This is a genomic window from Glycomyces tenuis DSM 44171, assembly GCF_000427885.1.
GTDB classification, from domain to species: Bacteria; Actinomycetota; Actinomycetes; order Mycobacteriales; family Micromonosporaceae; genus Glycomyces; species Glycomyces tenuis.
The window spans coordinates 266,099-287,903 of sequence record NZ_KE386602.1 but is presented as its reverse complement, the minus strand read 5'-3'; the positions used below and the strand labels follow the sequence as shown (position 1 = coordinate 287,903).

14 protein-coding genes are annotated in these 21,805 nt (G+C 72.5%); 8 read left to right on the top strand and 6 right to left on the bottom strand.

From position 1 onward, the window contains the following. The 5 genes from YWW_RS33535 to YWW_RS0127370 form a co-directional block, all read right to left on the bottom strand. Positions 1 to 2,477: rhamnogalacturonan lyase (locus YWW_RS33535; RefSeq protein ID WP_051326404.1), on the bottom strand; the 2,477-nt coding region annotated here is incomplete at its 3' end. A 230-nt stretch (positions 2,478 to 2,707) separates the two neighbouring features. Continuing rightward, on the bottom strand, positions 2,708 to 4,201 hold the full coding sequence (locus YWW_RS36375) for an arginase family protein (RefSeq protein WP_081883614.1): 1,494 nt from the start codon (positions 4,199 to 4,201) through the stop codon (positions 2,708 to 2,710). A gap of 21 nt (positions 4,202 to 4,222) precedes the next feature. After that, positions 4,223 to 5,704, bottom strand: a complete 1,482-nt coding sequence (locus tag YWW_RS33530; protein WP_035705163.1) for a glycoside hydrolase family 43 protein — start codon at positions 5,702 to 5,704, stop codon at positions 4,223 to 4,225. Between the two features lie 93 nt (positions 5,705 to 5,797). After that, the gene (locus YWW_RS33525; protein ID WP_081687823.1) at positions 5,798 to 6,871 is read right to left on the bottom strand and encodes a LacI family DNA-binding transcriptional regulator; all 1,074 of its coding nucleotides are present in this window, start codon (positions 6,869 to 6,871) and stop codon (positions 5,798 to 5,800) included. A 56-nt stretch (positions 6,872 to 6,927) separates the two neighbouring features. Further along, a complete protein-coding gene (locus YWW_RS0127370) occupies positions 6,928 to 7,830 on the bottom strand; it encodes a helix-turn-helix domain-containing protein (RefSeq protein WP_026932571.1) in 903 nt (300 codons plus the stop codon). Between the two features lie 57 nt (positions 7,831 to 7,887). On the opposite strand from YWW_RS0127370, the gene YWW_RS33520 reads away from it, so the two are divergent. The 7 genes from YWW_RS33520 (at position 7,888) to YWW_RS37925 (ending at position 19,389) form a co-directional block, all read left to right on the top strand. Continuing rightward, positions 7,888 to 11,166 carry a DUF5107 domain-containing protein gene (locus YWW_RS33520; RefSeq protein WP_035705214.1) on the top strand — a complete coding sequence of 1,093 codons (3,279 nt, stop codon included), beginning with the start codon at positions 7,888 to 7,890 and terminating at the stop codon, positions 11,164 to 11,166. A 39-nt stretch (positions 11,167 to 11,205) separates the two neighbouring features. Continuing rightward, a complete protein-coding gene (locus tag YWW_RS0127360) occupies positions 11,206 to 13,581 on the top strand; it encodes a beta-galactosidase (RefSeq protein WP_051326393.1) in 2,376 nt (791 codons plus the stop codon). Next, positions 13,572 to 14,903, top strand: a complete 1,332-nt coding sequence (locus YWW_RS0127355) for an ABC transporter substrate-binding protein (RefSeq protein WP_211228722.1) — start codon at positions 13,572 to 13,574, stop codon at positions 14,901 to 14,903. The genes YWW_RS0127360 and YWW_RS0127355 overlap by 10 nt, the downstream gene beginning before the upstream one ends. Then, positions 14,900 to 15,811, top strand: a complete 912-nt coding sequence (locus YWW_RS33515) for a carbohydrate ABC transporter permease (protein ID WP_035702630.1) — start codon at positions 14,900 to 14,902, stop codon at positions 15,809 to 15,811. Before YWW_RS0127355 ends, YWW_RS33515 begins: the two co-directional genes overlap by 4 nt. Beyond that, a complete protein-coding gene (locus YWW_RS0127345; RefSeq protein WP_026932568.1) occupies positions 15,808 to 16,680 on the top strand; it encodes a carbohydrate ABC transporter permease in 873 nt (290 codons plus the stop codon). Before YWW_RS33515 ends, YWW_RS0127345 begins: the two co-directional genes overlap by 4 nt. Next, positions 16,677 to 17,993, top strand: a complete 1,317-nt coding sequence (locus YWW_RS0127340; RefSeq protein ID WP_051326392.1) for a cellulase-like family protein — start codon at positions 16,677 to 16,679, stop codon at positions 17,991 to 17,993. Before YWW_RS0127345 ends, YWW_RS0127340 begins: the two co-directional genes overlap by 4 nt. A gap of 187 nt (positions 17,994 to 18,180) precedes the next feature. Beyond that, the gene (locus YWW_RS37925) at positions 18,181 to 19,389 is read left to right on the top strand and encodes a cellulose binding domain-containing protein (RefSeq protein ID WP_026932566.1); all 1,209 of its coding nucleotides are present in this window, start codon (positions 18,181 to 18,183) and stop codon (positions 19,387 to 19,389) included. A gap of 65 nt (positions 19,390 to 19,454) precedes the next feature. Here the strand turns inward: YWW_RS37925 and YWW_RS0127330 are convergent, their stop codons facing one another. After that, on the bottom strand, positions 19,455 to 20,459 hold the full coding sequence (locus YWW_RS0127330; RefSeq protein ID WP_026932565.1) for a LacI family DNA-binding transcriptional regulator: 1,005 nt from the start codon (positions 20,457 to 20,459) through the stop codon (positions 19,455 to 19,457). Between the two features lie 256 nt (positions 20,460 to 20,715). On the opposite strand from YWW_RS0127330, the gene YWW_RS0127325 reads away from it, so the two are divergent. Further along, a complete protein-coding gene (locus YWW_RS0127325) occupies positions 20,716 to 21,744 on the top strand; it encodes a zinc-dependent alcohol dehydrogenase (protein WP_026932564.1) in 1,029 nt (342 codons plus the stop codon). Positions 21,745 to 21,805 lie beyond the last annotated feature (61 nt).

The following is a 21,805-nucleotide window of genomic DNA, read 5'->3' as shown; positions in this document are numbered from 1 at the left end:
GAGGTGATCGCCTGGGCGGTCTTGCCGCGTTCGAGCTGCCATTCGGCGGCCGAGAGTTTGAGCGACAGGATCACCCGGTCCGACCAGCGCAGCTCGCCGGCGTAGGCCTCGAAGGCGTCCCGCAGCTCGTCCAGGGCGCCGGGGGTGTGGAAGTCGGGGAGGGGGACTTCGGCGAAGTCCATGTCCGAGCCCAGGTAGAAGCTCGTGTACTGCGGCATGTTGTAGGTCGTCTGCTGCGTGGCCACACCCACGCGGTACTGCGGGTCCTGCATGAGGGTGTAGAGCTTGTGCTCGGTGACCTCGGTGGACAGGTAGACCCGCAGCGCGGTGGAGTCCTCGGTGCGGAGCAGGAGCTCTTCGCGCCAGTCGCCGAAGACGTCGGCGACCAGGCTCGGATTGCCCTTGTTCCAGTTGTTGGTCAGCGTCCCCGTGGCCTCCAGGACGGTGCCGTCCTGCCAGTCCTCGATGGTCGGCGTCTCGAGCGTGTCGGTGGCCAGCCCCTGGACGGTCTGCGTGGTCAGGTCGGCGGCCCAGCGGATGCTCATGTTCGTGCCCGGCTGGCCGTCGGCGTCGATCGGCTCGCCCGTCACGGTGAACAGGCCCTCCTCGCCGACTCCCTCCTCCTCCTGGTCGGGGCCCGCGGCCCACGTCTCGAAGCCCCGGACGTCGGGGTCGATGTCGCCCGCCATGCTGCGGGCGGTGTCCTCACCGGTGTAGCCGCCCCACAGGACCTCGCCGGTGGCGGCGTCGCGCATGGCGTAGCCGTACGGAGCCCACTGGCCGCCCTCGAAGGCCGAGAAGATCTCCAGGCCCGCGCGGTCGGGGTCGAGGTCGCCGAGGTGGTGGGAGTCGCCGTGGCCGAGCTTGGCGGTCGCGCCCGGATCGGCCGAGCCTTCGGGCATCGTGTCGTACGAGGAGTACAGCAGCGACCCGTCGTCGTCGAGCGTGGCCGAGCCGTAGACGACCTCCTGTCTGCCGTCGCCGTCGACGTCGGCCGCGCCCATGGAGTGGTTGCCCTGCGTGGTGAGCGTGCCCCACTCGGGATCCGGCCCTTCGACGCCGTGCGGTCCGTCGTTGAACGGGTTGGACATCGGCGCATGGCCCGAATCGGCCAGCCAGCGCTGCGTCAGGTGCTCGCCGTCCCAGTCGTAGGCCGCCACGGTGGCCCGCGTGTAGTAGCCGCGGGCGAAGATCGCCGAGGCGTGCTCGCCGTCGAGGTAGGCCACGTTCGACAGGAAGCGGTCGACGCGGTTGCCCGGCTCGATGCGGGACATGGCGTAGTCGCCCCAGAGGAGGCCGTCGTCGCCGCGCGGCACGGGATAGTCGACGGTCTCGGCCTCCAGGCCGGTGGCGCCGTCGAAGACGGTCAGGTACTCCGGACCCGAGAGGACGAAGCCCTCGAAGTTCCGCAGGTCGTTCCTCTCCGAGCGCGAGGGGGCGTAGACGTCGATGAAGTGGTCGACGAGCGTCTCGGCGTCCTCTCGGGACAGCGGGTACTCGAAGTCGAACCGGTCCTCGGCGCCGAGCGCGGCCTCGACGGTGGCGGGCCAGTCGCCGTTCACGACCTCGGGATGCTCGCTCCAGCCCGCGAACACCTCGACCAGGTGGTCGTAGTAGCCCTCGGCACTGAGGCGGTAGTCGTCCTCATGGGTCACTCCGGCCTCGACGTCGTCCTCGGGCAGGGTGACATACCGCTCCTCGCCCTCCACGTCCGACGTGGTCTTCGTGCCGGGGGCGGTCTTGGCCATGACCTCGGCGACGCCGTCACCGTCGAAGTCGAACACGCTGAACTGCGTGTAGTGCGCCCCCGCGCGGATGTTGACGCCCATGTCGATGCGCCACAGCCGCTCGCCCTCCTGGGTGTAGGCGTCGAGGTANANCGNGCCGGTGTAGCCNANNTGCGAGNNGTCCTTNGNGTTNNNNGGGTNCCACTTGACGANGTACTCGTANTNNCCGTCNCCGNNNAGGTCGCCGACGCTGACGTCGTTGATCTCGTAGGTGTAGGACTCACCGGCGGGCGTGACGCCGTCGCCGGGCTTCTGCATGGGGATGTCGAGATAGGACTCCGACCACGGGCTCACCGAATCGGAGAAGTCGACCTCCTCGCCGTCGACGACCGCGACGACCCGGTACTCGGAGTCGCCGTCGCCCTCCGCGTCCAGATAGTTGGTGCTGTCGGTGACGGTGGCGAGCAGCGCACCGTCCCTGTAGACGTTGAAGTCCGTGCCGGTCAGACCTGAATCGTTATAACCGGACACTTCATCAGCAAGCAGACGCCAGCTGAGGAAGATCCCGTCATCGGTGGTGCTCGCGACCAGTCCTCGGTCGAGGTGCTCGAGCTGGACTCCGCCGCCTTGATCGGCGGTGTCGGATCGGGGCTGCGCCTGTGCCGTCTGGGCGCCCATGGAACCGCTACCAGCGACGACGGCCGCCAGTGAGACCGCGGCTATTCGTTTGAACTTCTTGTGGGGACTCATTGAGGAGTTCCTTGTCACCGTGCGAGGTGGACGAGAACGCGCCGGGATCCGATGTGGAAGCTCGCGCGAACGTCCAGGCTTCATTGAAACGATTTAACACATCGAAGGCTATCGAGGGGCCACTTTCATGTCAAGGGAGAGGCCCATGCGAAACCCGAATCATCCACGATTCCGCTTCTGCGATCCGCCGATCCTGGAAACATGTCCGGTGCGGAAATTCCGCCGCACATTCACCGAACAAGGAGTGAACCATGAGACGAACAAGGGTGTTCGGCTTGCTCGCGGCCCTCGGCGCCGCCCTGGCGCTGACCTTCGCCGCCTCCAGCCAGGCCTCGGCCGAGAACATCGAGGAGCAGATGCGGCCCGAGGGCTCGATCTCGGAGTCCGAGGTCGACGTCGGCCCGGCCGACGACGCCGAGCAGGAGAACTGCGCGGTCTACACGGACCGCACGGAAGTGCGGATCCGAGTGGAGCCCACCACCGATTCCGATCACTTCGACTACATGGAGCCGGGCGAGTGGTACTCCTCGTCCTGCGACTCGACCCCCGGCGGCACCTACGGGGAGCCGTGCGGGGACGGCTTCCACTGGGTGGAGGTCTACATCGGCGACACCGTCGGGTACGTGGCCCTGATGTGCCTCGACGGCTGGGTCGAGGTCGACGTGTAGGCGCGACCGTCGAACCGGACACCGGGGGCGGCCGCGCGGCGGCCGCCCCTCGCGCGGCGCCGGGTCCGGGAAGCCGACGGCGCGGCGCGCGGCGCACGAGCCGCCGCCTTGCGGCGCAGGGGATAAGCGCCGGGCGAACGCGGCCACCAGCGTGTCGGTGAGCTCGCCCGCGAGGCGGCCGTCGGGGTCCAGGTCCGGGTCGAAGACCGTCACCTCCATGCCGACGCACCGCTCGGAGGCGAGCAGGGCGCCGAGCAGCGAGCCCAGCTCGGCGTGGGAGAGGCCGCCCGGATTCGGGGAGTCGACGGCGGGCATGACGGCGGCGTCCAGGACGTCGGCGTCGAGATGGAGCCAGAACCCGTCGAGCTCCGGCCGGTCCAGGTGCGCCAGCGCCGACGCCGCGCAGCCCTCCGGCCCCTCGGACCGGAGCCCGCCCACCGCCCACACCGCCATGCCGAGCGCGTCGAGCTCGCCGGTGTACTCGTCGTCGTCGCGGATGCCGATCACCGCCACGTCCTCGTCCAGGAAGTACGGACGCCGCCCCTCCAGGTCGGTCAGGTCCGCCTGGCCGCGGCCGGTCGCCAGCGCCAGGTCCTCGCCCGCCGCCGCGCCGACCGCCGCCGAGTTGTCCGGGTGGCGGAAGTCCGAGTGCCCGTCGAGGAAGGCGAGGCCGTAGCGGTCCCGCCGCCGCAGCCCCAGCGCCGCCCCGAGCAGGATGCCGCAGTCCCCGCCGAGCACGACCGGGAACCGCCCGGCGTCGAGCAGGGCGCCGACCCGCCCGGCCAGGCGCGTGCTGTACGCGGCCAGGCCCTCGGCGTTGAACACCCCTCGGCCCGGTTCCCAGTCGCCGCGGTCGTATCGCGGCGGGGTGGCGCACCCGGCGTCCTCGGCGCCGATCCGAGGCAGGAGCCGGTGGTCCCGCAGGGCCCCGGCGAGCTTGTAGCAGCCCGGGGCCACCCCCGGCGCGGGCGGGCGCAGGCCCAGGTTCGACGGAGCGTCCAATACCGACGGCGGACGGTGCATGCGGGCCTCCCAGACGGTGCTCGGGCCGTTCATTCAACCACGCCCGAGCGCCGCTCACCGGGGCTCGTAGACCGCCCGCAGCACCCGCGAGCCCTCGCCAGCCGACCCGATGGCGAGCATGCGGCCGGTGAAGCCGGTGGCGACCTCCGTCGAGAGGTAGCGGCCGTCGAGCCGACCCAGCTCGCCGAAGCCCGCGCCGCCGTCGAAGGACAGCACGATGTCGTCGGGCCCGATCCGGGTGGGGGAGACGCCCTCAGTCTCGGGTTCGGCGGTCTCGATCCGCAGCACCGCCGTCCCGCCGGGGCACGGGGCCGAGCCGAGCTCGTGCGCGACGGGCCCGATCCGGGCCACGGCGCGGACCCGGCCGCCCTCGAAGACCAGCTCGTACCAGTGGCGGTCGTCGATCAGCAGCCGCAGGCGCCCCGCGCCGGAGCAGGCCGCCTCGGCGCTCCAGGCCAGGTCGCGGACGCGGGCGCACAGCAGCCCCGGCGAGCCGTCCGGCGCGTCCCGCAGCGTCAGGCCCCCGTCCGGATGGCGGGCGGCGACGGCCTCGGGCTCGCCGCCGGGGACGACCCACCGGAGGCCCGGGGCCGGTGAGGCGAAGTCGTCGTCGAACGCCGTGTCGCTCGGCGGCACCTCGAAGCGGGCCTCGTCGAACACCGGCCACCCCTCGACCCAGTCGACGCCCGCCAGGAAGGTCTCGCGGCCCAGGACGTGGAACTGGGGCGTGAAGCCGCCGGGGCGCACCGCGAGGTAGACGGCCGCCCAGTCGCCGTCGACGGTCCGCACCAGGTCGGCGTGGCCCGTGTTCTGCACGGGGTGCGCGGTGCTGCGGTGCGTGAACACCGGATTGGCCGGGCACGGCTCGAACGGCCCCCGCGGGCTGTCGCCGCGGGCGATCGTGACGGTGTGGCCCCGTTCGGTGCCGCCCTCGGCCAGCATCAGGTACCAGCGCTCGCCGACGCGGTACAGGTGCGGGGCCTCGGCGGCGGCGAGCCCGATGCCCTGCCACACCGGGTACGGCTCGCCCTTGAACTTCCCGGTCGCGGTGTCGAGGCGGCCCTGGAGGATCCCCTCGCCCTCCCCGTCCCGCACCGTGCCCTTCCACGTCAGGTAGCACTCGCCGTCGGCGTCCCAGCACAGGTCCGGGTCGATGCCGACGGCCTCGCGGACGAACACCGGCTCGCTCCACGCGCCGGCCGGGTCCTCGGCGGTGACGATGGTCTGGCCGGACCCGGCGTCGCCGACGTTCGTGGTCACGAACCAGAACCGGCCGTCGTGGAAGCGCAGCGTCGAGCCGTAGATCCCGCCCGAGGGCCGCCCGTCGCCGCGGCGGAACTGCTCGCGCCGGTCCAGGATGTTCCCGATCTGCGTCCAGGAGACCAGGTCGCGGCTGTGGTGGATCGGCGCGCCGGGGAAGTACTCGAAGCTCGAGTGCGCGAGGTAGTAGTCCTCGCCGACGCGGCAGATCGTGGGGTCGGGGTGGAAGCCGGGGACGATCGGCCGCTCGGCCGAGGAGACGCGCGAACCTTGCACAGTGGAACCGTTCTTCGTGGTGGCCGGAACGCCGTCGGCGTCGGCCGCACGGCGAACCAAGACTAAGTTGTGTCGGTAAACTTTGTCAACCGCTCAGCCCTGATTCGCCGGCGCGGTGCTGCCCCGCGCGATGAGCTCGGTGGCGAGCTCGACGCGATGCCTCGGGAGCGGCTCGCCCGCCGCCAGCGTGACGATCATGCTCGCCGCGGCGGCCGCCATGTCGTGGAGTGGCTGCCGGATGGTCGTGAGCGGCGGAATCGCCCACTCGGTCATCGGCAGGTCGTCGAAGCCGACGACGCTCAGGTCCTCGGGGATGCGCAGCCCGGCCTCGGCCGCGGCCTGGTACACCCCGATCGCCTCGCCGTCGTTGCAGGCGAAGATCGCCGTGGGCCGCCGCTCCAGGCGCAGCAGCTGGTGCGTGAAGCGCCGCCCGTCCTCGATCTGGAAGTCCCCGACGCACACCAGCGCCGGGTCGACGGGCACGCCCGCCATGTCCATGGCCGCGCGGTGCCCGTCGAGCCTGGCGCGGCTGGAGAGCATGTGCTCGGGCCCGGTGATCACGGCGATGCGCCGGTGCCCGAGATCGAGGAGATGGCGGGTGGCGGTCAGGCCGCCGTTCCAGTTCGCGGCGCCCACCGAGGGGGCCTGGTGCTCGGGTTCGCCGGTGGGGTCGAGCAGGACCAGCGGGATGCCCCTGCTGCGCAGCCGGGCGCTCTGCTCCTCGTCGAGCCGGGAGAAGACCGAGATGACGCCGGTCGGCCGGCGGGCCAGCACGTCCTCGACCCAGCCGCGCCCCGGCGTGTGGCGGCCCTCGAGCTCGGAGACCACCGGCGCCAGGCGGTGCTCGCGGGCCACGCGGGCGACGCCGTTGAGGATCTCGATGCCGTACAGGCCGCGCAGCTCGTGGAAGACGACCTCGATGAGCGGCGCGGGCTTCGAGGGACGCTTCTGGCGCCGGTAGCCGTGGCGGCGGATCAGCTCCTCGACCACGCCCCTGGTCTCGGGCGCGACGTCGAGCCGCCCGTTGACCACCTTGGACACGGTGGCGATCGAGACGCCCGCCCGCCGGGCGATCTGCGCGATGGTCAGCGGCTCGCCCCGCGCGTCGTCCGAGGCGGCGTCGTCCAGAGCGCCGCCGAGCGAGGCGGCTTCATCGGCGGAGGTCATCGCGAAAGTCTATCCGTGCCGGTCCCGCTCGCCTCCCCAGCTTGCGAACGCATTCCTCATTCGTGGGGCGCCCGGCGCCGGTAAGCCGTCGGTGCCATGCCGTGGAGGCGCGAGAACTGCCGCGAGAAGTACATCGGGTCCTCGTAGCCGGCGGCCCGCGCGACGGCGGCGACGGGCAGCCTCGTCCCGTCGAGCAGCTCCCTGGCCCGGGCCATCCGCAGCTCGATCTGGTACTTCAGCGGCGAGACGCCCAGGCGAGCGCGGAACAGCGCGCTCAACTGGGACGTGCTGAGCCCGACCATGGAGGCCAGGGCGGTGACCGAGGTGTGCCGCGGCGCGGTCGCCCGCAGGTGCTCCACGGCCCGCTCGAAGGGACCAGCGCTCGGGCCCGGCTGCCGCCGCCCGGTCGCGATCACCTGGCTGAGCGCGTGCCACGCGGCCCCCGAGGCCCGGATGAAGCCCGTGGCGGTGATGCCCGAGTCGAGCGCGTCGATGATCTGGGAGATCAGGCTCGCGACCGGCGCCGGATCCCGCAGGTGCGTGACGAGCCCGCCCGCGGCGGCGTGCGCGGCCCGGACCAGGTCGGCCGCGTCCGCCCCCGCGAAGTGGAACCACCACAGCGTCCACGGATCGGACTTCGAGGCGCCGTAGGTGTGCGGCCGCTCGGCGGGGAGGACGACCGCGTCGCCCGGCGCGACGGTGAACTGGCCCTCGTCGGTGCGGCACCACCCGGCGCCGTCGGTGCACACCAGCAGGATGTGCTGCCCCGCCCCACTGGAGCGGACGCGGCCGTGGCGCGCCGCGTGCGGAAAGCACCCGGCGTCGGTCACCATGAGCTTCCCGGTCACGGGGTGGCGCAGCGCCCGGCCGACGACCCCGCGAGGCACCACCAGCATCCGCTGCCCCGCGAAGCCTTCGCGCAAAGCCTGCGGATCGAGCGCGGCAAGCGATTCATCCATGCATTCCATTGAAACGACCATCGACATCCGACGTCAAGCGGCCATATGGTCTACTGCATGTCCAGCGAAGAGTCGAGAATCGTCCTACCGTCAGCTCCCGAGGCGATCGCCGACCGGCCCGTGCGGGCCTGGCGCGAGAGCGTCGCCATCGACTCCTACGAGCCCGGCGAGCCCGACCGCTACCCGGCCTACCTCGACCAGCGCGTCTACCAGGGCTCCTCGGGCGCGGTCTACCCGCTGCCGTTCATCGACGAGGTCGCCGAGGAGAAGGCCCCGCGGGAGTGGGACGCGGTGCACCTGGAGAACGAGTACGTGCGGCTGATGGTCCTGCCCGAACTGGGCGGGCGCATCCACATCGGCCACGACAAGACCTCGGGCTACGACTTCTTCTACCGCAACGAGGTCGTCAAACCGGCCCTGGTCGGCCTGCTCGGGCCGTGGGTCTCCGGCGGCGTCGAGTTCAACTGGCCCCAGCACCACCGGCCCGCCACGCACCTGCCGACCGAGGCCCTCATCGAGCACGATGAGGACGGATCGGCGACGGTCTGGTGCTCCGACCACGACCCCTTCGCGCGCATGCAGGGCATGCACGGCATACGCCTGCGCCCCGGCAGCGCGCTCATCGAGCTGCGCGGCCACCTGGTCAACCGCTCCGACGAGGTCCAGACCTTCCTGTGGTGGGCCAACGTGGCCGCCGAGGCGAACGACGACTACCAGTCCTTCTTCCCCACCGACGTGCGCATGGTCGCCGACCACGCCAAGCGCGCCACCACCGCCTTCCCGGCCGCCGCAGGCCGCTACTACGGCGTCGACTACCCCGCGCGGCGCACCCCCGAGCGCCCGGACGGCGACCGCCTCGACTGGTACCGCAACATCCCGGTGCCCACCTCGTACATGTGCCTGGGCACCGAGGACGACTTCTTCGGCGGCTACGACCACGGCGCCCGCGCCGGCTTCGTCCACTGGGCCGACCACCGCATCGCCCCCGGCAAGAAGCAGTGGACCTGGGGCAACGCGCCCTTCGGCTGGGCCTGGGACGCGCACCTGACCGACACCGGCGGCCCCTACGTCGAGCTCATGGCCGGGGTGTTCACCGACAACCAGCCCGACTTCGCCTACCTCAAACCCGGCGAGACCAAGACCTTCTCCCAGTACTGGTACCCGATCCAGCAGACCGGCCCGGTCCACCAGGCCACCCGCGAGGCCGCCGTCCGCCTCGACCTCCAGCCCGGCGGCGACGGCGCCCGCGTCCGCATCGCCGCCGCCGTCACCGCCCCGCGGCCCGGCGCCCGCGTCGTGCTGCGATCGGGCGAGCGGATCCTGCACGAGGCCACCGTCGACCTCGCGCCCGGCGCGCCGTACGTCCACGAGACCGCGCTCGACGCGGCCCCCGAGCCGAGCGACTGCGAACTGGCCGTGGAGCACGAAGGCGAGACGCTCATCGCCTGGCGCCCGCGCCCCGACGGCGACGGCGCGGACGCCGAACTCGCCCGGCCCGCGACCGAACCGCCCGCGCCCGCCGACATCGACTCGGTCGACGAGCTCTACCTCACCGGCCTCCACCTGGCCCAATACCGCCACGCCACGCGCTCGCCCGAACCGTACTGGGAAGAGGCGCTGCGCCGCGACCCCGGCGACGCCCGCTGCAACACCGCGCTCGCCGCCCGCCGCCAGCACGACGGCCGCCTCGAAGCGGCGGAGAAGCACCTGCGCGCCGCCGTCGCCCGCCTCACCGCCCGCAACCCCAACCCCCGCGACGGCGAAGCCCACTACCGGCTCGGCCTGGTCCTCGCCAGGCAGGGGCGCACCGCCGAGGCCCGCGCCGCGCTCGGCACCGCCATGTGGGACCGGACCTGGTGCGATGCCGCCACGGTCGCCTCCGCCCGCCTCGACCTGGCCGCCGGACGCACCGCCCAGGCCGCCGAAGACCTCGACGCGCTGCTGCACCGCTCCCCGAACCACACCCAGGCCCGCAACCTCGCCACCGTCGCCGCCATGCGACGCGGCGAGACCGACCGCGCCGCCGCCCTGGTGGCGGGCACGCTCCGCGACAACCCCCTCGACGCGTGGGCGCGCCACCTGTCCTCGCGCCTGGGCGAGCACGAGACCACCGACGACGCGACGATCGTCCTGGACGTCGCCCGCGAACACCTCTCCGTCCACGACGACGAGGCCGCCGCCGAACTGCTCGAACAGGCCTCCCGCATGCCGCTGGTCCGCGGCCGCACCAACATCGCGCCGCTCGCGTGGCTCCACCGCGCCGACCTCGAACTGCGGCGCGGCGACCGGGCCGCCGCCGCATGGGCGCTCGACCGCGCCCGCGCCCTCGACCGGACCTGGTGCTTCCCCTCGGCCGCCGACAACGACATGCTCGAACGCCTGCGCCGCCACTGGCCCGAGGACCCGGTCCTGGCCGCCCTCGCCGGGCACTGGCTCTACGCCGCCGGACGCCGCGAGGAGGCCGTGGACGCCTGGCGGACCGCCGCCGCGGCCGACGAGGACCCCGTCGTGCTCCGCAACCTCGGCGTCGCCGCGCACAACGTCCAAGGCGACCCCGAGGCCGCCGCCGAGTACTACCGGCGCGCCCGCGAGGCCGCGCCCGACGACGCGCGGCTGCTGTTCGAGGCCGACCAGCTCGACGCCCGCCGAGGCGCCGAGCCCGCCGAGCGGCTCGCCGCCCTCCAGCAGCGCCGCGACCTCGTCGAGACCCGCGACGACCTCTCGGTGCAGCTCGCCGAGCTGCTCACCGCCGCGGGCCGCGCCGCCGAAGCGGTCGAGATCCTCACCGGCCGCGCCTTCCAGCCCTGGGAAGGCGGCGAAGGCCGCGTCCTCGCCGCCTGGGAGGAAGCCCACCTGTCCCTGGCCCGCGCTTCGCTCGCGGCGGGCGACGCGAGGCGCGCCGTCGAGCACGCCACCGCCGCGCTCGAACCGATCGCGAGCCTCGGCGAGGCCCGCCACCCGCTCGCCAACACCGCGGACCTGCACCTGGCGCTCGGCGACGCCCTCGACGCCGCGGGCGACCCGGCCGGCGCCGCGAAGGCATGGGAGACCGCCGCCGCCCAAGAGGGCGACTTCCAGGCGATGCGGATCCACGCGTTCTCCGAGCGGACCGCGGCCTCGGTGACCGCGCTGCGCCGCCTCGGCAGGACCGAGGAGGCCCGGCGCCTGCGGGACGGACTCGCCCGATACGCCGCCGAGCAGGCCGAGGTCACCGCCCGAGTGGACTACTTCGCCACCTCGCTGCCGGAGATGCTGCTGTTCCACCAGGACGTCCAGGCCGCGCACGACGACAGGGTCCGCGTCCTTCGATCCCAGGTGGCGAACCTGGACGACTGACCGGACGAGCGTCGACCGACCACTTCTCAAAGGAGAGAAATGCACGACGAGACATCGACCGCCGCAGACCCGCCGGGGCGCACGCTGCGCTGCCCCGCACCGGAACCGCCGATCCGAGACCACCTGCCCCTCGGCGAGGCGCCCGGCGCGCCCGACCGCATCGAAGTCACCGGCCGGTGGATCGAACGCGACGGCAGGCCCTGGTTCCCGGTCAGCGGCGAGATCCACTACTCGCGCCTCCCGCGCGAACGCTGGAACGAGACCCTCGGACACGCCCGCGCGGGCGGCCTCGACACGGTCGCCACCTACGTGTTCTGGAGCGCGCACGAGCCCGAGCCGGGCCGCTTCCGCTGGGACGGGAACCTCGACGTGCGCGCCTTCGTCGAACTCGCCGCCCGGCACGGCCTCGACGTCGTCGTCCGCCTCGGCCCGTGGGCGCACGGCGAGGCCCGCCACGGCGGCTTCCCCGACTGGCTCGTCGAACGCGGCGTGCCGACGCGGACCGACGACCCCGCCTACCTCGAACTGGTGCGCCCGTTCTACGCCGAGACGATCGCGCGGCTCTCGGGCCTCACCCACGCCGACGGCGGGCCGATCGTCGCCGCGCAGGTCGACAACGAGCTCTACGACCGGCCCGAGCACCTCGCCACCCTGCGCCGGACCGCCGAGGAGCTCGGCCTGCGCGTGCCGATCTGGACGGCCACCGGCTGGGGCGGCGCCCAGGTGCCCGAGACGCTCCTGCCGGTCTACGGCGCCTACACCGACGGCTTCTGGGAGGAGGCCGAGACCGAATGGCCCGCGTTCGCGCCGATCCACTTCCGCTACAGCGCGGTCCGCGACGACCTCTCGGTCGGCGCCGACCTGCGCGAGGCCCTCGACGGGGTCCACCAGGACGGCGCCGACGACGCCCCGGCCGCCCCGCCGCCGGAGGAGACCCTCCCGTTCGCCACCTGCGAGCTCGGCGGCGGCATGCACGTCGCCTACCACCGCCGCCCCCTGGTCACCCCCGAGGACGTCGCCGCGATGGCCCTGGCCAAGATCGGATCCGGCTCGGTCTGGCAGGGCTACTACATGTACTCGGGCGGCACCCAGCGCACCGGCGCCCGCGGCACCGAGCAGGAGTCCCACGCCACCGGCTACCCCAACGACGTCCCGGCCCTGAGCTACGACTTCGGCGCACCCATCGGCGAGCACGGCCAGATCCGGCCCCACCACCACCTGCTGCGCCGCCAGCACCTGTGGCTCGCCGAGGACGGCCACCGGCTCGCCGCCATGCCCGCCCGCATCGGCGGCGGCAGCGCGGACCCCGGCGAACTGCGGTGGGCGGTGCGCTCCGACGGGCACAGCGGATACCTGTTCGCCACCACCTACCAGCCCCCGAAACGCCCCCTCGACGCGCAGCCCGGCGTCCGCTTCACCGTCGAACTCGACGACGGCCCGGTCACCGTCCCGCGCGAAGCGGTCGACCTCCCCGCCGGAGTGTCGCTGGTGTGGCCGCTGCGCTACCCGCTCACCCCGGACCTCGAACTCCGCAGCGCCACCGCGCAGCTGCTCACCCGCGTCGCTGGTGGCGAGAACGACTCGGGCGAAGGCGACATCGTGGTCCTCGCCGCGAGCGACGAGATCCCCGTCGAGATCGTCCTCGGCGACGGCACCGCCGTCGACCTCCCCGGACCGCCCGGCCCCGACTGCCTCGTGCGCCTGCCCGGCGTGCGGCTCCTCGTCCTCGACGAGGTGAGCGCGAACCGCCTCTACAGGCTCGACCTGGCCGGGCGCGAACGACTCGTCCTCGCCGACGCCCCCGTCCACGCCGAAGACGGCGCCCTCGTCGCGTACCCCGAGTCCGCGCGGCTCGCCGTCGCGGTCCTGCCCGCGCCCGAGGCCTTCGCGGTCGACGGCGCCGATCTCGACCAGGTCCGCGACGACGGCCCCTGGCGCGTCTGGACGCTCACCGCCCACGGCGCCGGCCCGATCCCGCTGCTCGCCGAGACGCGCGCGAAGAGCGGCCCAGCGCCCGAACCGAGACGCGGCGGCCCCATGGACCGCCTCAGCGCGCCCGAGGACTACACCGCCGCCGAGGTCGTCGACGTCCACGTCCCCGCCTTCGACGGATCCGACCGCGCGCTGCTGCGCGTCGCCTGGACCGGCGACACCGGACGCGCCCGCATCGGCGATCTGTTCATATCCGACCACTTCTGGCATGGTCGGGTTTGGGACGTCGACCTGACGCCCCACCGCGACGCGCTCGCCGAGCACGCCGTGCGGCTCGAACTGCTGCCGTGGCGGGCCGAGACCGGCGTCTGGGTCGACCCGGCCGTGCGGAGTGTCGCCGACGGCGTCGCGGTCGAGTCGGTGACACTCGTGCGCGTCGGCAAGATCCGGCTGCGCTCCAAGGAGGCCCCTTCATGGAACTGAACCGCAGACACCTGCTCCGACTCATGGGAGCGGCGGGTGCGGGCGCGAGCGGGCTCGGCGCGCTGGCCGCCTGCTCCTCGCCCACGCAGGGCCCGCCGCTCGAATCCGGCCACGCCGCCCTGTCGCTGTGGACGCACGACCCCGGCTACGCGACGTTCTTCACCGACGCCGCGAGCGACGAGGCGCTCGTCGGCGGCAGCAATTGGACCTACTCGGTCGAGGTCACCTCGCTCGCGCCGCCCGACGTCATCGCCCGCCTGGTCAGCCAGGCCGTCGCACAGCGGCCCCTGCCCGACCTCGCCGGGCTCGAGATCGGCCAGTTCCCGCGCATGATGGGCTCGGACATCGCCGAGAACCTCCTGCACGACCTCACGCCCCTGACCGAGCCGTTCGGCGATCGGCTGCTCAAGACCCAGCCCTACACCATCGACGGCAAGGTCTACGCCCTCGAATCGGACAACTCGGTCTCGGTGATGTACTACCGCGCCGACCTGTTCGAGGAGCTCGGCATCCCCGAGGACGTCGAGACCTGGGAGGAGCTGCTCGACATCGGCGCCCAGGTCGCCGCCGACACCGGCCAGGCCATCGGCATGGTCTCCGACGGCGACAACACCGCCATCGTCCAGGGCTTCACCCAGATGCTGCTCCAGCGCGGCGGGGGCCTCTACGACGCCGACGGCAATCTCACGCTCCTCTCCGACGAGGCCGTCGAGGTCCTCGAGCTCATGGCCGAGGGCGTCAGCACCGGCGCGTTCCTGTCCCTGGCCGACCCGTACGGCAGCGCCACCGCCGCCGCGCTCAAGGGCGGCGGCCTCACCGCCACGGTCATGCCGAACTGGTACAAGGTCTACGGGCTCGAGGCGAACGTCCCCGACCAGGCCGGCCTGTGGCGGGCGAGGAACATCCCCCGCTTCGCCGGCGGCGGCTCCGTCTCCTCGACCATGGGCGGCACCGCGTTCGGCGTCGTCAAGGACCAGGTCCTGACCGACGCCGCGCTCGACTTCCTCGAGCGCTGCTACCTCACCCCCGAAGGGCAGCTCGCGCGCTACCACGCGGGCGCCTACCTCCCGACCCTCGCCGACCTCTACGAGACCCCCGAGTTCCAGAACATCACCGACCCCTACCTCGGCGACCAGCGGATCTTCGAGGTCTACTCCGTGGCCGCCGAGGAACTGCCGGTCTACTACCAGGGCGCCGGGCTCGTCGTCCTGCGCGACACCATCGGCGGACCGATCCTGCGCGCCCTCAAAGGAGAGATCGGCGCCGAGGAGGCCCTCACCGAAGGCGTGAGCGCCTACGAAAGGCAGGTGCCCGAGCAATGAGCGCCACCACGACCACCACCCGGACCGGACGCCGGAGCAGCGGGCAGCGGCAATGGGCGCCCTACGCCTTCATCTCCCCGTTCTTCCTGCTGTTCACCGTCTTCATGCTCGTGCCCATCGGCGCGGGCTTCTACTTGAGCCTGACCGAATGGGCCGGGCTCGGCACGCCCGACTTCATCGGCTTCGACAACTACGCGCGGCTGTTCCAGGACCCCAGCTTCGGGACCTCGCTGCTCAACACGGCGTTCTACACCGTCTTCGCGCTCGCCGTCGTCCTGCCGGCCTCGCTGCTCATCGCGCAGGCGCTGAACGCGCGCGGCCTCAAGCTGCGGGACTTCTTCCGCCTCGTCTACTTCATGCCGGTCGTCCTGTCGCCGATCATCATCGCCCTGATCTTCGGGCTGATCTTCGACGGCGAGTACGGCCTGTTCAACGCCGTCCTGGAGGCGCTGTTCGGCTTCGGCGGCATCTCCTGGCTCACCGACCCGCTGTGGGCGCGGATCGTCGTCGTCGTCCTCGTGCTGTGGCGCTGGACCGGCTTCCTGACGATGTTCTTCCTCGCGGGGCTCCAGAACATCCCGCGCGAGCTGCACGAGGCCGCCGAGGTCGACGGCGCCGGCCCCGTCCGCCGCTTCTTCTCGGTCACCCTGCCGCAGCTGGGGCCCGTCACCGCCTTCATCGCCGTGACCATGCTGGTCAACACCGCGCAGATCTTCGAGGAGCCGTTCCTGCTCACCCAGGGCGGCCCCGGCGAGTCCACGATGTCGGTGTCGATGTTCATCTACCGGGCCGGCTTCCAGCGCTTCGAGCTCGGCTACGCCGCGGCCGCGGGCGTCGTCATGTTCCTCATCGTCTTCGCGCTGGGCCGACTCAGCATCAGCGCCTTCGGCGTAGGGAGGACCCGATGAACGCCGCCACCGACACGCCCGAGGCCGCCGCCCGAGACCGGAGGCGCCCCTCCGGCGCCGGACGGATCGCCCTGTACGCGACCCTCGTCCTGCTCGCCCTGGTCTACTTCGCGCCCCTGGCGTGGGCGCTGTCCTCGTCGTTCAAGGAGCGCAGCGAGATCTTCGCGTTCCCGCCGAGGCTGTGGCCGGACCCGGTCACGTTCGAGAACTTCGCGAACCTGCTCGCCGAGCAGCCGTTCTGGCGGTGGATGCTCATGAGCACCGTCGTGGCGCTGCTGAGCACCGTCGCCGTGGTGTTCTTCTGCTCCCTGGCGGGCTTCGGCTTCGCCAAGTACGAGTTCCGCGGCAAACGGCTGCTGTTCGACGTCATGTTCTCCTCGCTGGCGATCCCGCTCGCGGTCATCCTCGTGCCGCTGTTCATCCTGGTCGCCAAGCTCGGCCTCGCGCATCCGCTGTTCGCCCTGATCGTCCCGTGGGTGGCCCCCGCGTTCGGGATCTTCATGATGCGCCAGTACACCGAGCAGGCCATCCCCGACGAGCTGCTCAGCGCCGCCCGCATCGACGGCTGCTCGGAGTTCCGCATCTTCTGGAGCATCGTGCTGCCCCTGCTGCGCCCGGCCATCGGCGCGCTCGGCGTGTGGAGCTTCCTGACCACCTACAACAACCTGCTGTGGCCGCTGGTCATCGTCTCCGAACCCGAGTACTACACCGTCCCGCTGGGCCTCCAGGCCCTGTTCGGCGCCGAAGGCCGCCAGTACGACCTGGTCATGGCCGGGTCGATCCTCGCGGCGATCCCCGCGATCGCCGTGTTCATCCTGCTGCGCAAGCAGCTCGTCTCCGGCCTGACCGCCGGGGCGGTGAAATCATGACCACCACCGGAAGGAGCGCTTTGAGCGCCAGCACGATTCCCGACCACCTGCCGGAGAGGCTCGCGATCACCCTCTGGGACTTCTCCTGGTACGTCCGCACCGGACCCGGCGAACCGTTCGAGGACCTCGACGCCGCCTTCGCGCGGGCCCGCGAGCTCGGCTACAACGCCGTGCGCATCTGCGCCATGCCGTTCCTGCTGTTCCGCTCCGGCCTGGACACGTCCGCGCTGCGGCTCGAGCCGATCGGCGACGGCTACGCCTCGCGTGTGCGCTGGTACGACGTCCGCGAGCCCACGGTGATCGACGCGAAGGCCCACCTCCTGGAGTTCTTCCGCGCCGCCGACCGCCACGGCGTGGCCGTCGTCGTCTCCTCCTGGGAGTACCAGCAGAGCCCGGCCTTCGCCGCCGACCGCGCCTGGTACGACGCCCTGCACGCGATCGACCCGGACGAGCGGCTCACCGTCCTCGGCGAGGCCGCGGCCGATCTCGTGGACTTCCTCGCCGAGCACGGCCTCGCCCGCACCGTGGCCCTCGTCGAGCTCCACAACGAGGTCCAGGCCGGGCACCTCACCGCCGGGCTGCCCGGCGAGGAGGACCCGGTCGTGGAGCTGCGCGAGCGCCTGGAGGCGGGCATCGACGCCTTCGCCGCGCGCCACCCCGAGGTCCTGTGCGCGCCGAACTACGCGGGCGTGCCGGTGACGGCGCTGCGAGGCCTGCCCCGCAACGCGAGCGCGCTCGTGGTCCACCCCTACGTCTACGGCGTCCTGGACGACCTGGTCCGGGAGTTCGCCCTGCGCGGCGAGGCGGCCGACTTCCCGCAGGAACGCGCCGACGCCGAGCTGCTCAGGCCCGGTGCGCCCCTCTTCACCGAGTGGGCGCCCCCGGCCGACGAGGAGTGGAAGCGGCACGCCTCGATCGTGGGCCACGGCGAGATCTACGTCCACGACTGGTGCGACCCCGAGAAGGTGGACCGCTGGCTCTACGAGCGCTACGGCGCCCACCGGATCGCGATGGCCCAGCAGCTGCGCGAGTGGATCGGCACGGCCGCCGACCACGCGAAGCGCCTCGGCGTCCCGCTGGTCTTCGGCGAGGGCTGGGTGGGCTACACGCCGCGCGACTGCCGCTTCGAGGAGGGGCCGGTCGGCGCGCAGATCTGCCGCGACGCGATGGCGCTCTCCCGCGAGGTCGGCGCCTGGGGCTCGATCGTGTGCTCCAACGCCGCGCCGCAGCACGCGATGTGGGCCGAGGAGGAACTCCAGCGCGAATGCAACGCCCTCTTCCTGGAAGGCAAGGGCGTGGAGGCCGAGGGCTGAGGGCCGTCCCGGCCCGGCGGCTCGCCGCCCCGGGCCGGGACGTTTCGGGCGAATCGATTCGTGGGCGCGCTTCCATTGAGCCTCGACATGGGCCATAATATTCAAGGCAATCAATGTCGTAATCAATGTCTTGGCCTGTGTCCGCGATCGTGAGTGCGCCGCGCACCGGGCCGAAGGAGGTCCTCGCATGGACGTCATGCGAACTCGAAGGCGGTCCCGCTTGATCGGGGCCGTCGCCGCCGCGTCGGGGGCGCTGGCCGCCGCGACGCTCGCGGTGGTGGCGGCGAGCCCGGCACAGGCCGCCGCCTGCGACGCGGTGGAGTACACCGTCGTCAGCGACTGGGGGACCGGTCACCAGGCGACCGTGTCGCTCACGACGGGAACGGAGGCCGTCGACGGTTGGACGCTGGAGTTCGACCTGCCCGCCGGAGCCGCCGTGCAGAGCGCCTGGAACGTCGACTGGAGCCAGTCGGGCGCCGCGTTCACCGGCTCCGACGTCGGCTGGAACGCCACCGTCGCGGCCGGGCAGACCCGCGAGCTGTTCGGCCTGGTCGTCGGCGGCGCCGCCGCTCAGCCCGAGTCCTTCAGCCTCAACGGGACCGTCTGCGGCGAGGCCGACCAGACCACCGAGCCCGACGACCCGACCACCGATCCCGACGATCCCACCACGCCGGACGATCCGACCACCGATCCCGACGACCCGACCGACCCGCCGGACCAGGGCGAGTGCCCCGCCGGAGCCGTCTGCGACGGCTTCGAGGACCAGACCGGGACCACCCCCGGCGGCGACTGGACCGTCGGCGCCCCCGACTGCACCGGCACCGGGACCGCCACGGTGGACGAGTCCGTCGTCCACAGCGGCGAGAAGTCGGTCCGCGTCGACGGCGGCGCGACGTACTGCAACCACGTCTTCGTCGGACGCGAGCTCCCCGCAGGCACCGAGTGGTTCCGCTTCTACGTGCGGCACACCACCGCTCAGCCCGCCACCCACACCACCATGGTCGCCATGGAGGACGCGAACGACGGCGGCGCCGACCTGCGCCTGGGCGGCCAGAACGGCGCGCTCCAGTGGAACCGCGAGTCCGACGACGCGACGCTGCCCGAGCAGAGCCCCAACGGCGTCTCGATGAGCGAGCCCCTGCCGGTCGACACCTGGACGTGCGTGGAGTTCCAGATCTCCGGCGGCGACCTGAGCACCTGGGTCGACGGCGCCCTCGTCGAAGGCCTGGTCGTCGACGGCGTGCCGACGCACGACATCGACGGGCAGTGGCTGAACAAGGCCGGCTGGAACCCGTCCCTGGTGGACCTCCGGCTCGGCTGGGAGAGCTACGGCTCCGACTCCGACACCCTCTGGTACGACGACGTCGCCTTCGGCACCGAGCGCATCGGCTGCTGAAGCCCCGAGCGATGCGATGACGGGCCGGGCGCGGGAACGCGCCCGGCCCGTCGAACCGGATCAGATCATGCGCTCGCCGCGCCCGGCGGGGGAGCGGTGGAGTCGCGGACGACCAGCTGCGTCGGGAGCGAGACCTGGCCCGCAGTGCGCGCGGCGAGCTCGTCGTCGCCCGCGGTGTACTGGAGCAGCAAGTCCACCGCCGCGGTGCCCGCGTCCGCCGTGGGCACCACGATCGTGGTCAGGCGCGGGCGCGCCAGGCGGGCGAGCACCGTGTCGTCGACGCCGATGACGCTGACGTCCCCCGGCACGTCCACGCCCAGATTGTGGAGGCCCTCCATCAGGCCGATCGCCAGCAGGTCGTTGTAGGCCAGCACCGCCGTGACGCCCGAGTCGGCGATCTGCTCGGCCACGGCGAGCCCGGCGTTCTCGTTCGGCGTGTTCGGGCCCAGGACCGTGACGCTCGCCCGGCCCTCGGACGCGGCGGTCACCGTGCGGCTGATCTGGCCGTTCGTCCAGGACTGGCGCGGACCGGACACGTAGGCCAGTTTCCGGTGCCCCAGCTCCAGCAGGTGGGCGATGGCCGTCTCGGCGCCGTGGACGACGTCCATCGTGACCGAGGGGATGCCGCTGATCTTGCGGTTGACCAGCGCGATCGGAATGTTCTCGCTGAGCCGCTCGATCTTGGCGTTGGCGATGCGCGGCCCGCACAGGACCACCCCGTCCACCTGCTTGGCGAGCGCGTCCACCAGCTCGGTCTCGATCGCCGGGTCCTCCGAGGCGTCGGCGATGAACAGGTGGTAGTCGCGGGCGCGGGCGGCGTGCTCGGCGGCCTTGATCATCGGCGGGAAGAACGGGTTGGCGATGTCGGCGACGATGAAACCGATGTTGTGGGTGCGGCCGGTGGTGAGCGCCCGCGCCACCCGGCTGGGCCGGTAGCCCAGGCGGCGCGCCGCCTCCAGGACCCGCGTGCGGGTCTCGGGCCGCAGCCGGTGCGGCATGGAGAAGGCGCGGGAGACGGTCGACATGTGCACCCGCGCTTCTTTGGCGACGTCTTTGATGGTCACGGCCACTGGAGGAGTCCTCTGTCGGTTCGCTTGGATCGATGATCTTCCATAAAATTACGCAAACGATTGCAAGGCGGTCAAGGGCGGTGCCGGGAAAGCTGCGACCAGCCTAACGCAAGCGTGTTCGAAAACGAATCCCCAACGGGGCGATCCCATCGCGCGTCCGCCCCCGCGCCCGGGCGGCCCGACGCCTTGACACCCGAGTCGGAGCTGACTAGCCTCGACTCGCTCGCCTGGCACCCGAACCGCAATGGAGCACACGATGAGAGCCCTCGTCTTCCACGGACCCGACGACCTGCGCGTCGAGGAGGCGCCCGACCCCGTCCCGGCCGCGGGCGAAGTGCTGCTCGAGATCGTCGCGACCGGCATCTGCGGCTCCGACCTGCACGGCTACACCGGCGAGAACGGCAGGCGCCACCCCGGCCAGATCATGGGCCACGAGACCGTCGGCCGCATCGCCGCGCTCGGCGAGGCCGTCGGCGAGGACCTGACCGTCGGCGCCCCCGCCACGGTCAACCCCGTCATCGGCTGCGGCGCGTGCCCCCAGTGCGGGGCGGGCAGCGAACAGCACTGCGCGCGCCGCCGCGTCATCGGCGTCGACCCCGCTTTGAGCTCCGCGTTCGCCGAGTACATGACCGTGCCCGCCCGCAACGTCGTCCCGCTGCCGCCCGAGGTGCCGATCGAGTACGGCGCCCTGGTGGAGCCGCTCGCCGTCGGCTACCACGCCGCCGTGCGCGGCCGCACGGCCCCCGAGGACCGTGTCCTGGTCGTCGGCGGCGGCCCGATCGGGCAGGCCTGCGCCCTGGCCGCCCGCCGCCTCGGCGCCGCACGGGTCGCGGTCAGCGAGCTGAGCGCCGGTCGCCGGGACCTGGTGACGGCCCTCGGCTTCGCCGCCGTCGACCCCTCGCGCGGCGACCTCGCCGAACTCGTGGGCGAAGCCCTCGGCGGCCCGGCCACAGTGGTCATCGACGCGGTCGGCAGCAGCGGCAGCCTCGCCGGGGCCTTCGCCGCCTCCGAGCGCGCCGCCCGCGTCGTCCTGGTCGGCATGGGCGCTCCCGACGTCTCCCTCTCGGCGTACGCGATCAGCACCGACGAGCGCAGCGTCATCGGCAGCTTCTGCTACCCCTCCGAGGAGTTCCGCCGGACCGCCGAGTGGGTCGCCACCCTGCCCGCGGGCCTGGAGCACCTCATCGACGACCGCGTCGCGTTCGACGCGGGCCCGAAGGCCTTCGCCGAGCTCGCCGCCGGAGGGCTCGACGCGAGCAAGATCCTCGTCCTCACCGGGCGCTGAGCCCGAGCCGCGACGCCGACCGAGAGCCGACCGGACGCCGAAGGCGCCGTTCGGCGCCGTC

Excerpts from the sequence above, each read along its gene's own strand:
- YWW_RS0127325 (WP_026932564.1), top strand. The coding sequence starts at position 20,716 with ATGAGAGCCCTCGTCTTCCACGGACCCGACGACCTGCGCGTCGAGGAG.
- YWW_RS37925 (WP_026932566.1), top strand. The coding sequence starts at position 18,181 with ATGGACGTCATGCGAACTCGAAGGCGGTCCCGCTTGATCGGGGCCGTC.
- YWW_RS33525 (WP_081687823.1), bottom strand. The coding sequence starts at position 6,871 with ATGACCTCCGCCGATGAAGCCGCCTCGCTCGGCGGCGCTCTGGACGAC.
- YWW_RS33515 (WP_035702630.1), top strand. The coding sequence starts at position 14,900 with ATGAGCGCCACCACGACCACCACCCGGACCGGACGCCGGAGCAGCGGG.
- YWW_RS0127345 (WP_026932568.1), top strand. The coding sequence starts at position 15,808 with ATGAACGCCGCCACCGACACGCCCGAGGCCGCCGCCCGAGACCGGAGG.
- YWW_RS33520 (WP_035705214.1), top strand. The coding sequence starts at position 7,888 with ATGTCCAGCGAAGAGTCGAGAATCGTCCTACCGTCAGCTCCCGAGGCG.
- YWW_RS36375 (WP_081883614.1), bottom strand. The coding sequence starts at position 4,201 with ATGAACGGCCCGAGCACCGTCTGGGAGGCCCGCATGCACCGTCCGCCG.
- YWW_RS0127360 (WP_051326393.1), top strand. The coding sequence starts at position 11,206 with ATGCACGACGAGACATCGACCGCCGCAGACCCGCCGGGGCGCACGCTG.
- YWW_RS0127340 (WP_051326392.1), top strand. The coding sequence starts at position 16,677 with ATGACCACCACCGGAAGGAGCGCTTTGAGCGCCAGCACGATTCCCGAC.
- YWW_RS0127370 (WP_026932571.1), bottom strand. The coding sequence starts at position 7,830 with ATGGATGAATCGCTTGCCGCGCTCGATCCGCAGGCTTTGCGCGAAGGC.
- YWW_RS0127355 (WP_211228722.1), top strand. The coding sequence starts at position 13,572 with ATGGAACTGAACCGCAGACACCTGCTCCGACTCATGGGAGCGGCGGGT.